Here is a 12,650-nt window from a genome sequence, read left to right as displayed (position 1 = left end):
TTGCCTGTACTGTAGGGTACATGTTGCCGGATGGCGGCATTTTCGGCTTATCCGGTCTACCGGGCCGCAGGCTCGATAAGCGCAGCGCCATCGGGTATTTATTTTTTTAAATCAGTCGTGGCTAACGGTATTGGCTTCGATATACGCAAAATTAATGTCTTCACCGAGACCCGGACGTTGTGACAAATGCACAAATCCCTGGTCATCCATCGGGTCGACAATGCTGTTGAGATAGGCCGCCGGTTCATCGTAGTCGAGGAACGGATGCAGCAGGCCGCGCTCGTACCAGCGGCAGTTGCGGATCGCGCCCACCACCGCCAGGCTTGCCGCTCCGTTGCCGTGGACTTCGCAATCCATGCCGAAAGATTCCGCCAGCGCCGCCACCTTCATGGTCGGTGTAATCCCCCCCACGCCGTTAGCGCCGGCGCGCAGAATGTCGCAGGCCCCGGCTTTCACCCATTCGGCGCGCATGTGGTGCTTGCCGCCGAAGCTCTCCGGCCCGACGATGGGAATCGACAGGTTTTCCGCCAGCCACGCATAGGAGGACATCGAATCCTCCTCCATCGGCTCTTCAAACCAGGCGAAATTGAGTTTTTCCAGCTCTTTGCCGATCCACAGCGCCTCGGCGCGGCTGTACCAGTGATAGCCATCAATCATCAGGTCAATATCCGGCCCTACGGCTTCGCGCACCGCCGCGCAGGCTTTAATGTCCATTTTGGGATTGGGCGCAAAAGAGATTGGCGGCATCCAGGTGTGCAGCTTGATGGCCTTGTAGCCGCGGGCGACCAGCTTCTCAGCAAAAGCGGCATACTCTTCCGGGGTCGACAGGCCGCCCGGCAGATCGTCGCCGCACATGGTGCTACCGTAAGCCGGGACAGTGTCGCGATAGCCGCCGAGCAGCTTATAAACCGGCATCTTAAGGCTGCGGCCGATCAGGTCCCACAGCGCCTGTTCAACAAACGACAGCGCGCGCTCCGTTAGCTGATGTGCGCTGCCGCGCTGCCAGTGGTTAAGATCCTGCCAGATACGCTCACGGTTAAACGGGTCCTGTCCCACCAGCACTTTGCGAAAAAAAGTATTCACCACGAACGGGCGCACGACTTCCGGAGGCGCAAACGAAAAGCCCTGCGCCCCATCATCAGCGGTGATGGTCAGCATCGCCATTTTGGCCATGCTTTCACCCCCCGGATGGGAGTGCCCGGCGCTGTCGGAAACCCGACGAGTGGGATATTGGAAAACGGTGACATTCACAGATTCAATTTTCATGCTCGGTCCTTATCACGGCCAAATCCGATCGACATAATCAAATCGGCAAAGCGGTTTCACATTATTGAAAATACGTTTCAATATATAATCTAAGCACAACTTCGTAGTAGTGCCTCGGACAAACACCGCTAAGCAAGGCCATAAATTTGGGCATTGGCACAACAAGACGTGACTGTTTTCACAAAAGATGAGCGAAATGTGAGGCAGATCGACCAGGAGAAAAAAGGGCGTGAGCGCAGAGAAGAGATTAACCGACCAGCTACATCCCGGGAATGTCTGCGCCCACAAATGGCTGACTTAAACCGCCGCCGCTAGCTCCGCGCTAAGCGCTTCCAGCAGTTCAGGTAAGGTTTGATAGCGGCCAGCGGCGGCCTGAAAACGCGCGTGCTGGCTATCTTCTGCAATCACTATCGTGGCAATCCCCGCCGACTGGGCCGCGCAAAAGCCGGTAAAGCTATCCTCAATCACCAGACACTGGCTGGCGTTGAGATTGAGCTTCCGCAGCGTCGTGAGGTACACCGCCGGGTGCGGTTTGCCGCGTGGTTCATCATCTGCGCTGGAGATCGCGTCAAAAAAGTGCCAGAGCGAGAGCTTGTTCAGCACGGCGGCGATAACCTGGCGGGATGATGACGTGGCGAGCGCAATTTTATAGCCGGCAGCGCGAAAATAGCCTAACGCCTCCTGCACCCCACGCATCGGCTCGCCATCGGCGGCAATCAGGCCGGTGATGCGCTGCAATATGGCCTCTTCCAGCAGCGATGGGGCAAGGTTAAGCTGAAAATAGCGGCACCAGGTGTCGGCGATTTCGTCGAGACGCTTGCCCTTGGTCAGGGTTTCACACTCAGCCACGCTCGCCGTTGTTCCCCACTGCGCAAGGGCGTCAATCTGCGCCTGGCGCCACAGCGCCTCGGAATCAATAATCACGCCATCCATGTCAAAAATAACCGCCTGCATACTCATTCGTTCACCTCATTAAGGCTGGCATGGAGCCCATGCCCGCCGCATCACCTTAAGAGAATTCAACCTGCTCACGGGCAGTCGCTTCCTTGTGGGAAAATCCCGGCTGCTCCACGCGGATAAAGGCGCAGAGGAAAAAGGCCACCACGTACAATGCGGTGTAGGCGATCACCACCCCGATGGTGCTGAAGAACGGCAGCAGCACCACGGCAATCGCCGGCGCGAGAAAGTTCGACATCCCCGCCGACAGGTTATAGACCGAAATCGCCGCGCCTTTGTGCTTCGGCTCCAGCGCCGGGAACACGGCGGCCAGCGGCACGAAGGCGGCGACAAAGATCCCGAGGGCGATGGCGGGGATCAGCGCCATCGCAAAGCTATGGCCAAAGTGCTGAGGGATGTAGTAAAACGCCAGGCTGGAGAGCGCCATCCCAATGCAGCCGAACCAGCGCACCACCTTCATCCAGCCCAGTTTTTCCCCCAGGATCCCCCACAGCACGTTAGAGAAAATGGTGGTGAAGAAGAAGACCGCCCACACCTGAAGCCATTCTGAAGTGGTAAAGCCCAGCTCATCAACGAACATCATCGGCATAATCACCGCAAACCCGAACAGCGAGAGGGTATTGATGATCCTGACCATGCTCGACAGCAGAATATTGCGGTTGGTATAGAGCAGCGTCGCGGCGCGTCCCAGCTCGGCAAACTTCTCACGGGTGGTGAGATTCTGCATATGCTGCGGCGTTTGAATATGGCGCAGGGAAGCCAGAGCAATCCCCCCCCCGGTAAGGCAGAAGGCCAGCGCCAGCCACAGGGTGCCCATTTCGCCAATATGCGGAATGGTGAAACTCGGAATATAGCTGCCGAAGACCCCGATGCCGATGGAATAGACCGCCCAGAACCAACCGATGGCCGAGCTGGCGTTGTCGCTTTTGACGTTATGGACAATCGCCACGATAAACGAGTAGAGGAACAGCGGATAGGCGAAGCCGCGGATGCCGTAGAAAAGCAGGATCAGCGCATAGTTGGCGTGACCGAGGCCGAAAACGAGGAACAGCACGTGGAACACGCACCACAGTACGAAGCCAATCATCATCGTTTTCAGCGGGGTGATAATTTCCGCCACCACGCCGGAAATCCACGCCGACAGCGCGGCGGCCAGGCCGTAGAGGGTAAAGGCAAAGGAGGCCTCCGCCGGAGAGAAGCCGAGCGCTTTGATATAGTGCGAGAGAAAAGCTAATTCGAAACCGTCGCCGGTCATAAATACGGCAATGGCGATGTATCCCCAGAGCAGGTTCAGGGGTAAACCGAGCCACTGTTTATTATTGATAGACATAATGACCTCGTTTTCAGGGTACAGGGTGGCCGCTCCGCGACGTTCAACGAAGCGGCTGTGGTGGTAAAATCAGTGCTGCCGATAGTGCAGATCGTTTAAATACAGGGCCTTAAACTGCGCGTAGCGTTGCATCAGGGTGTGGTGGCGAACAGGATCCGCACGCCAGGTCTGCCAGACTTCCGGTTTTTCACACACCGCGTCAATGGGTTTGCCCGTCGCCAGGCAGGCCAGCCGCGCCGCGCCCAGCGCGCCGCCGGTCTCTCCGCCTTTGTGGGTCACCACCGGCATAGCGAGAATATCGGCCAGCAGCTGGGCCCAGAACGGACTGCGGGCGCCCCCGCCCACCAGCGAGCACTGCGCGATCGGCGTCCCGCTCTCTTTCAATGCCTGCAGACCGTCATTGATGCCAAAGCTCACCCCTTCCAGCACCGCGTAGCCGAGCTGGGCACGCAGGCTGGAGTGGGTCATGCCCCAGAAGATGCCGCGGGCGTCAGGATCGTTATGCGGGGTTCTTTCCCCGGAGAGATAAGGCAGGAAGAACGGCGCGTTGGCTTTATCCTCCTCGCTTAGCTCGGCAATCTCCGCCAGCAGCGCCACTTCCGTGGTACCGGTGAGGCGGCAGAACCACTGCAAACAGCTGGCGGCGCTAAGCATCACGCTCATCTGATGCCACAGGTTCGGCAGAACGTGACAAAACGCATGGACCGCCGACTGCGGCGCCGGACGATAGGCGTCGGTCACCACAAACAGCACCCCGGAGGTACCGAGCGAAATAAACGCGTCCCCCGGCGAGACCGCGCCGACGCCAATGGCGCTGACTGCGTTATCGCCGCCGCCCCCGGCCACCACCACCGAGGCGTTCAGCCCCCAGCGCGCAGCCACCTGCGGGTCAAGGGTGGCGGAAACCTCACAGCCTTCCACCAGCATCGGCATCTGGCTGCGCGACAGGCCGCATTTATCCAGCAGCGAGTCGGACCAGTCGCGCTTCGCCACGTCCAGCCACAGCGTTCCGGCGGCGTCCGACATATCGGAGACTTTCTTCCCGGTCATCCGGTAGCGCAGATAATCTTTCGGCAGCAGCACCGTGGCGGTGCGCTGAAAGTTTTGCGGCTCGTGACGACGCACCCACAGCAGCTTCGGCGCGGTAAAGCCCGGCATCGCCAGGTTGCCCGCCACCTGATGCAGCTCCGGCGCCATCTCCTCCAGCTCTGCGCACTCTGCGGCGCAGCGGGTGTCGTTCCACAGAATGGCCGGACGGATCGTCTCCCCCTTTTCATCCAGCAGCACCGCGCCGTGCATCTGTCCGGAGAGGCCAATCGCCTTGACGGCCGACCAGTGCTGAGCGCATTTTTCCCGTAGGGTGGCCATCAGGTACTCCGTCGCCTCCCACCATAACTCCGGCGATTGTTCTGACCAGTGCGGATGAGGCCGCTGAATGCTCAGCGGCGCGCTATGGCTGGCGATAACCTGATTGTTCTCATCAATGATCAGCGCTTTGACTTCCGATGTGCCAAGATCGATACCCAGATACATAGCCACCTCTTATTTAATCAGCGTGTAAACAGCGGCGACTTTCTCGCGCATTAGCGCCAGGAAATCCGCGTTGTCGGCCAGGTCGCCAAACAGGGCTTTATCACAAGCGAAGACAGCCACCGGATCCTGAGCCTCATACATCTCATGCACCGCCTGCTCATCCAGGATGCCGTCCTGGTACTGATACGGCAGGGTTCCCTTATGCCACTGCTCCATAAAGACGAAGAACAGCGCTGGCAGCATGGCGGTCGCTTCCGGACGGACGCCGCGCTGATAGCACTCCTGCAAGGTTGGCGCGATCATCGCCGGAATCTTTGAGAAACCATCGGCGGCAACGCGCTGGTTGGTGTCCTGGATATGCGGGTTGGTAAAGCGCTTGAGCACCACATCGCGGTAGGTCGGCAGATCAATGCCGTTATCGCCGAGGCAAGGAATGACATCCTCCGTGACGTAGCGGTCGGCAATGGCGTAGATAGCATCGGTGAGCGTGCTTTCGTGAATATACTGCTGGCCGATTAAGGTCCCCGCCCAGGCAATGCAGCTGTGGGACGCGTTCAGGATGCGGATTTTCGCCTCTTCATAGGGGATAACCGACTCGACCATCTCCACGCCGACCGCTTCCAGATTTGGGCGGGCATCGCGGAAGTTGTTCTCCACCACCCACTGGATAAAGGTCTCGCCCATTACCGGCGCCTTATCGTCAATGCCGGTTTGCGCTTTGATACGGGCCGGCAGATCGGCCGCCGGACGCGGGGTGATGCGGTCCACCATGGTATTCGGACAGGTGGTATTCGCGGCCATCCAGTCAATCACCGCCTGTTTGCCGGTAAGCTGCAGGAACTCCACCATCCCGTCGTGGAAGCGCTCACCGTTATGCCGCACGTTGTCGCAGTTGAGCAGGGTCAGCGGCCCGGCGTTGTCCGCCATGCGCTTTTCCAGAATTCGTGCGAGGGTGCCGTAAATGGTTTTGCATTCGCCTTTCAGGTCGGCCTGCAGATCGGGGTTGCTGGTTTCCAGCTGATGGCGGGTGTTCAGGTAGTACCCCCCTTCCGTCACGGTAAAGGCGATAACTTTTGTTTGCGGATTGGCCCCTTCGTTAATCAGCGGCTGCAGCCCTGCCTGCCACGGCAGCAGTTTCTGAATAGAGGTGATTTCTTCATATTCGCGCTCCCCTTCCGGGCTGACGGTCTCCAGCACGTAACGTCCTCCCTGCGCCGCCAGCGCCTGCACCACCTGCTCGGCGTCGTTGCGGATATTGCCCGCCGCGATGCGCCAGCGCTTATCCCCGGAAGCCATCAGACGATGCAGATACCACGCCTGATGCGCGCGATGAAAAGAACCCAGACCAATGTGAAGCCATGTGAATTGATTGTTCATGTTCTGCTCTCCTTGAGTTGATGGCGCCACTGTAATTGATCATTTGACCAAAATAAGAGCCACAGATCACAAAAGAACAATTACCCAATTAAATTACAAATGACCAGTCGAGAGCAAAAGCTTGCCAGTTATGCCAACCACGGCGAGAATGCGGGTATTCGCCGGGCCAATTGCGTGCCCAGGCCAGCAACTTAGGGCGGGAAACCATGAGTAAAGAAGACGATATCCGGTTGGATCAGAAGGTGCGTGCCGCATGGATGTACTACATCGCCGGCCAGAATCAGAGCGAGATTGCCAGCCAGCTGGGCACCTCCAGACCGGTGGTGCAACGGCTGATCGCCGCCGCGAAAGAAGAAGGGATTGTGTCGATTAATCTGCACCATCCAGTGGCGAACTGCCTCGATTATGCGCAGTTGTTGCAGGAAAAGTATCGGCTTCTCGAGTGCAATGTGGTCCCCGCCTTTAGCGAAGAAAGCACCCTCGACAGCGTATCGTTTGGCTGCTATCAGCTGATGGCTCGCTACCTGCAGGATGATAAAGAGAAAATCATCGGTCTGGGCTCGGGCCTGACCCTGAAAAAAGCGCTGCAGCGCATCGATTTCGACAGCCTGAATACCCGCTGCGTGGCGCTGATCAGCGCCATGGACGCCGACGGGCAGTGCAACTATTACGATGACGTGCCCCTGCTGCTGACGAGCAAAATAAAAGCCAAGTACTATCAGTGGCCGGCGCCGCGCTACGCCCAGACCGCGGATGAGTATGAGATGTGGTGCACCAATCGCTTATTCCGCAGCGTCTCTGGCGTCGCCCGGGAGGCGGACGTGATTTTTGTCGGTATTGGTCCGCTGGGCACGCAAAGCCCGATCTTTAAAGACGGATTTATCAATCAGGCGCAGATGGATGAGCTGACCGCCCGCGGCGGCATCGGGGAGATCCTCGGGCGGTTTATTGATGCAGAAGGCGAGGTGGTCGACAGCGAGATCAACCGCATGATCACCAGCTATGATATCCGCCAGAACCACTGCCCGCGGATTGCCGCGGCCTGTGGAGAATACAAACGACCGGCGATCCTGGCCGCCCTTAAAGGCGGCTGGATCAACGGCCTGGTGACCGATGAACATACCGCTCGCTGGCTGCTGACGCGCTAACGGCAAACAGCAGACAGCGACTCAACTGCTGCTCATCAGTCGCGGCGGAATTTCAATCCGCTGCTGGCTGGCTTCGCCGGCGTCAATAATCGAAAAAACAGCGTCCAGCATCGCCGGCACGTCCTGCTGCACCATGTCGATATCGTGCCCCAGCAGATAGACAAACGGATCCCAGTCGAAGCAGCCCATCGGCGGCTGCTCGCTGCCGGTCAGCCCCACCTGCGACAGCCAGCGCACAACCCCTTCAAGGGATATCGTCGAGTTAACAAATATCCCCTGCAATAGCGTCTTCGCGCTGCCAAACCGCTCCTGCAGGCAGTCCTCGACGTGACCTTTCGAATAGCCGGGAGCCAGAATATTCGCCTGCGGCACGCTCAGCCCCTGCTCGTGATGCGCATCGTGGAAACCGCGTAAACGCTCGCTGGTGTTATGGTCGCTGCTGCGCCCGCCGATGAAGGTCAGCGGCGCCAGCGATCCCCGACGGCGGGCGCTGTTAGCGAGGATCTTGTGGGTCAGCGCTTTCGCACCGCCGTAGTTATCCGAAATCACCGACGGAGAGAGAGACCCCGGCAGGTCGAGATTGACCGTAGGCACGCCCGCCTGCTGGCAGAGCGCGGAAATTTTATCCGGATTGGTCGCCCCGGTCGCGATCACCCAGTCAACCTGCCAGGAGAGCATCGCTTTTACCGCTTCGAGCTCCAGCTCCGGGCTTCGGCGCGTACAGGTGATAATCGGCAGCAGGCCACGCTCGCGGGCCATCTCCTCAAAGCGTTCAGCGACGGAACCGAAGTAGCGGTTATCGTATTTGGGGATAATCATGCCAATGACGTGTGATTTTTTACTGCGCAGCATGCTGGCCTGGCGGTTAATCGCATAGCCCTGCTCCTCAGCAATCCGGGTCACCTTCTCGGCAAGCTTTGCGCTGATGCGGCGCTTTTTCCAGTTACCGTTGAGGATAGCGCTCACCGCGCTCGCCGAAACGCCGGAAAGCTCCGCCAGGTCGTAAATCGTTATCTTCTTCATTTTTCCAACTTGCGTCACAAAATCATGTCGCTGTTAATTTCCCCACTTGCTCAATCGATGAAGCGAGCGCAACATAGCTTCATCGATTGAGCATCCATTTCACGCCAGAAAGTACGCGCGCATACTGCCTTAACATGCCAGCAAGCCTGAATAATGATGCTGATATTCAATATGTTACCAGGTTTTTGTCCATAACCTCGAACGCGATGCCCTCGGGTTCGATAGTTTTAACCAGACACGGCAAAGGATTATAAAATGAACCACTCCGTCTCCTCTATGAATACTTCCCTCAGCGGTAAAGTCGCCGCGATCACTGGCGCGGCGTCCGGTATCGGCCTCGAGTGCGCGAAGACCCTGCTGGGGGCTGGCGCAAAAGTAGTGCTAATCGACCGCGAAGGCGAAAAGCTCAACAAACTGGTCGCCGAACTTGGCGAAAACGCCTTCGCTCTGCAGGTGGATCTGATGCAGGCGGACCAGGTCGATAATCTTCTGCAGGGCATTTTGCAGCTTACCGGGCGTCTCGATATCTTCCACGCCAACGCCGGCGCCTATATCGGCGGGCCGGTGGCCGAGGGCGACCCGGACGTCTGGGACCGCGTGCTGCACCTCAACATCAACGCCGCCTTCCGCTGCGTGCGCAGCGTCCTGCCGCATCTGATCGCGCAACAATCCGGGGATATTATTTTCACCAGCTCCATCGCGGGCGTGGTGCCGGTGATCTGGGAGCCTGTCTATACCGCGTCGAAATTCGCTGTGCAGGCGTTTGTCCACACCACTCGTCGTCAGGTGGCGCAGTATGGCGTGCGCGTCGGCGCCGTACTACCGGGCCCGGTGGTGACCGCGCTGCTGGACGACTGGCCAAAAGCCAAAATGGATGAAGCGCTGGCCAACGGCAGTCTGATGCAGCCGATTGAAGTGGCGGAGTCAGTGCTGTTTATGGTGACGCGTTCGAAAAACGTCACCGTACGCGACATTGTGATCCTGCCGAACAGCGTGGATCTCTGACCCGTAACCAGCCTGTGAGAGGATGTGATGCAAAACGATACGCAAAACATGATTGGTGTGGATGTCGGTTCGGGCAGCGTGCGCGCCGGAGTCTTCAATCTGCGGGGCGAGCTTCTTGCCCACGCGACCCAGGACATTACCCTGTTTCGCAGCGCCGGGAATAGGGTTGAGCAGTCGAGCCGTGAAATCTGGCAGGCGGTGTGCTACTGCATTAAAACCGCGGTGGCCAGCGCCGGCGTCCCGCCGTCGTCGATCGCCGGGCTAGGCTTCGATGCCACCTGCTCGCTGGTGGTGATTGGCGATAACGACGCGCCGCTGGCGGTCGGGCCTTCGGACGATCCGGACCGCAATATTATTGTCTGGATGGATCATCGCGCCACCGCGCAGGCGGAAAAGATCAACGCGACGGGCCACCCGGTACTGCAGTACGTTGGCGGCAAAATCTCGCCGGAGATGGAAACGCCGAAAATTCTGTGGCTGAAGGAGAATCGCCCGCACATCTATCAGCAGGCGCGCCACTTCTTCGACCTCGCCGATTACCTTACCTGGCGCTCAACCGGCGATGACGCCCGCTCGGTCTGCACTGTGACCTGTAAATGGACCTACCTGGCGCATGAACAACGCTGGGATGCCGGCTACTTCCGCCAGATTGGCCTCGACGAGCTGGCGGATGAAGATTTTGTCCGCATCGGCCAGCGGATTGTCGACCCTGGAACCCCCTGCGGCGACGGTCTTTGCGCCACGGCGGCAAAAGAGATGGGCCTGCCGACCGGCACGCCGGTGGCGGTGGGGATGATTGACGCCCACGCGGGCGGCATCGGCACCGTTGGGGTGCTTAACGGCGCGGTCAACAATATGGCCTACGTCTTCGGCACTTCTTCCTGCACCATGACCACCACTGAGGAAGCGGTGTTCGTCCCCGGCGTCTGGGGCCCCTACTATTCGGCGATGGTCCCGGGCTACTGGCTGATTGAAGGCGGACAAAGCGCCGCCGGCGCAGCAATCGACCAGCTGCTGAGCTTCCATCCGGCGGCGGCGGCGGCTCGCGAGCAGGCTAAAGCCGCGGGCGTCCCTCTGCCGGTCTGGCTGGCAGATCGCGTACTGGCGCAGGCTGCCTCGCCTTCTGAGGCGGTCAAGCTGGCCGCCGGTCTGCACGTGGTGCCGGAGTTTCTCGGTAACCGCGCGCCGCTTGCCGACCCCCACGCGAAAGCGCTGATTGCCGGGCTGGGGATGGAGCGGGACCTGGATAACCTGACCGCGCTGTACGTTGCCGGGTTATGCGGGATTGGCTATGGCCTGCGACAGATCCTCGACGCCCAGCGCGCCTGCGGAATTGAGAGTGAAAATATCGTCATCAGCGGCGGGGCCGGACAGCATCCGCTGGTGCGGCAGCTGCTGGCCGACGCCTGCGGCGTTAGCGTCGTGAGCACCGCCTGCAGCGAGCCGGTGCTGTTAGGCTCCGCCATCCTCGGCGCCGTCGCGGGCGGAATCGCGGCTTCACTGCCGGAAGCCATGAAGCAATTTACTCAGGTGGATGCCACCTATCACAGCGAGACTGCGTTTAGCTCGCTACATCAGCGCAGGTATGAGGCCTATAAGGCGCTACAACAGGCCGGCAGGCTGATTCGCGAATAACATCCCTCTTTTTTAATAACAATAATGCTCCGCTGCTGTGCAGCGGAGACACTCATCTGCACTCTGAAATCGAGGTCAACATGTCCGTTAATAACAAACAGTGGTACGGTCTACCGCTCAACCTCATCTGGGGATATGTCGCCATCGCCGTGTTTATGACCGGCGACGGCTTTGAGCTGGCTTTTCTGTCGCACTACATCAAAGCACTCGGATTCACCCCGGCGCAGGCTTCCTTTGCCTTTACGCTATACGGTCTGGCCGCCGCCCTGTCGGCGTGGGTCTCCGGCGTGGTAGCGGAGATCATCACCCCACGCAAGGCCATGATGATCGGTTTCGTACTGTGGTGCGTATTCCATGTACTGTTCCTCGTCTTCGGCCTCGGTCGCGCCAACTATGCGCTGATCCTGCTGTTTTATGGCATCCGCGGCCTGGCCTACCCGCTGTTCCTCTACTCATTTATCGTCGCCATTATCCACAACGTTCGCAGCGACAGTTCCAGCTCTGCGCTGGGCTGGTTCTGGGCGGTCTACTCCGTGGGCATCGGCGTGTTCGGCAGCTATATTCCGAGCTTCACCATTCCCCACATTGGCGAAATGGGCACCCTGTGGCTGGCGCTGGTCTTTTGCGCCACCGGCGGCATCATTGCGCTGGTGTCGATGCGTCATACCGAAACGCCGCGCCATATGCAGAACCTGACCACTCGCGAAAAACTCGCCGAACTGGGGCGCGCCGCGACGCTGCTCTATACCAACCGCAGCATCCTGTTCTCGAGCATTGTGCGCATTATTAACACCCTGTCGCTGTTTGGTTTTGCGGTGATTATGCCGATGATGTTCGTTGATGAGCTGGGCTTTACCACCTCGGAGTGGCTCCAGGTGTGGGCGGCCTTCTTCTTCACCACTATCTTTTCGAACGTTTTCTGGGGGATCGTGGCGGAGAAAATGGGCTGGATGAAGGTGATTCGCTGGTTCGGCTGCATCGGGATGGCGTTCTCCAGCCTGGCGTTTTACTACATCCCTCAGCACTTTGGCCACAGCTTTGCGATGGCGCTGGTGCCGGCTATTGCCCTGGGTATTTTCGTCGCCGCATTCGTGCCGATGGCGGCGGTGTTCCCGGCGCTGGAGCCGAACCATAAAGGCGCGGCGATTTCGGTCTATAACCTGTCAGCCGGGCTGTCGAACTTTCTGGCGCCGGCGATCGCCGTGGTGCTGCTGCCCTATTTCAGCACCATCGGGGTGGTGATTGCCTATACCGCCTTATATATTCTGGCCTTCTTCCTGTGCCCGTTAATCCGCGTTGAACAGCCTGGCTTTACCAGTGCTCAGAGTGCAAAACCGTTTACCGCCAACGCCGCGGAGTCTTAATAAACCCGACAT

The 12,650-nt window shown here is 58.9% G+C and carries 10 protein-coding genes; 4 read left to right on the top strand and 6 right to left on the bottom strand.

Annotated elements, in window-relative coordinates; all coding sequences use genetic code 11:
• Positions 1 to 111 precede the first annotated feature (111 nt).
• The 5 genes from ABLV76_RS20170 to dalD all read right to left on the bottom strand — a co-directional run bounded on the left by ABLV76_RS20170 (position 112) and on the right by dalD (position 6,463).
• Positions 112 to 1,266, bottom strand: coding sequence for a mandelate racemase family protein (locus ABLV76_RS20170; protein ID WP_004214749.1), 1,155 nt, complete (start codon positions 1,264 to 1,266; stop codon positions 112 to 114).
• A gap of 297 nt (positions 1,267 to 1,563) precedes the next feature.
• Positions 1,564 to 2,226, bottom strand: a complete 663-nt coding sequence (locus ABLV76_RS20165; protein WP_348878438.1) for an HAD-IA family hydrolase — start codon at positions 2,224 to 2,226, stop codon at positions 1,564 to 1,566.
• A gap of 49 nt (positions 2,227 to 2,275) precedes the next feature.
• Complete coding sequence (gene dalT, locus ABLV76_RS20160; RefSeq protein WP_004201568.1) at positions 2,276 to 3,553, bottom strand: D-arabinitol transporter; 1,278 nt, start codon at positions 3,551 to 3,553, stop codon at positions 2,276 to 2,278.
• A gap of 69 nt (positions 3,554 to 3,622) precedes the next feature.
• On the bottom strand, positions 3,623 to 5,086 hold the full coding sequence (gene xylB, locus ABLV76_RS20155; protein WP_064187894.1) for a xylulokinase: 1,464 nt from the start codon (positions 5,084 to 5,086) through the stop codon (positions 3,623 to 3,625).
• A gap of 9 nt (positions 5,087 to 5,095) precedes the next feature.
• Positions 5,096 to 6,463 (bottom strand): D-arabinitol 4-dehydrogenase, encoded by a 1,368-nt coding sequence (gene dalD, locus ABLV76_RS20150; protein WP_348878437.1) that lies wholly within the window; start codon positions 6,461 to 6,463, stop codon positions 5,096 to 5,098.
• Positions 6,464 to 6,669: 206 nt separating this feature from the next.
• Between dalD and ABLV76_RS20145 the strand changes: the two genes are divergently transcribed.
• Complete coding sequence (locus ABLV76_RS20145) at positions 6,670 to 7,611, top strand: sugar-binding domain-containing protein (RefSeq protein ID WP_004201572.1); 942 nt, start codon at positions 6,670 to 6,672, stop codon at positions 7,609 to 7,611.
• Positions 7,612 to 7,632: 21 nt separating this feature from the next.
• Here ABLV76_RS20145 and ABLV76_RS20140 read toward each other — a convergent pair whose 3' ends face one another.
• The gene (locus ABLV76_RS20140) at positions 7,633 to 8,634 is read right to left on the bottom strand and encodes a LacI family DNA-binding transcriptional regulator (RefSeq protein WP_023318719.1); all 1,002 of its coding nucleotides are present in this window, start codon (positions 8,632 to 8,634) and stop codon (positions 7,633 to 7,635) included.
• A 255-nt stretch (positions 8,635 to 8,889) separates the two neighbouring features.
• Between ABLV76_RS20140 and ABLV76_RS20135 the strand changes: the two genes are divergently transcribed.
• The 3 genes from ABLV76_RS20135 (at position 8,890) to ABLV76_RS20125 (ending at position 12,638) form a co-directional block, all read left to right on the top strand.
• Entirely contained in the window at positions 8,890 to 9,639 is a 750-nt protein-coding gene (locus tag ABLV76_RS20135) for an SDR family oxidoreductase (protein ID WP_023318720.1), read from the top strand.
• 27 nt (positions 9,640 to 9,666) lie between these two features.
• The gene (locus ABLV76_RS20130; RefSeq protein ID WP_348878436.1) at positions 9,667 to 11,274 is read left to right on the top strand and encodes an FGGY-family carbohydrate kinase; all 1,608 of its coding nucleotides are present in this window, start codon (positions 9,667 to 9,669) and stop codon (positions 11,272 to 11,274) included.
• An 80-nt stretch (positions 11,275 to 11,354) separates the two neighbouring features.
• Complete coding sequence (locus ABLV76_RS20125) at positions 11,355 to 12,638, top strand: RbtT/DalT/CsbX family MFS transporter (protein WP_004201577.1); 1,284 nt, start codon at positions 11,355 to 11,357, stop codon at positions 12,636 to 12,638.
• Positions 12,639 to 12,650 lie beyond the last annotated feature (12 nt).

Origin of the sequence: Klebsiella sp. GB_Kp047 (assembly GCF_040065235.1) — a bacterium.
GTDB lineage: Bacteria > Pseudomonadota > Gammaproteobacteria > Enterobacterales > Enterobacteriaceae > Klebsiella > Klebsiella quasipneumoniae.
The sequence above is the reverse complement of the archived record's forward strand: the minus strand, read 5'-3'. Positions and strand labels throughout refer to the sequence as shown.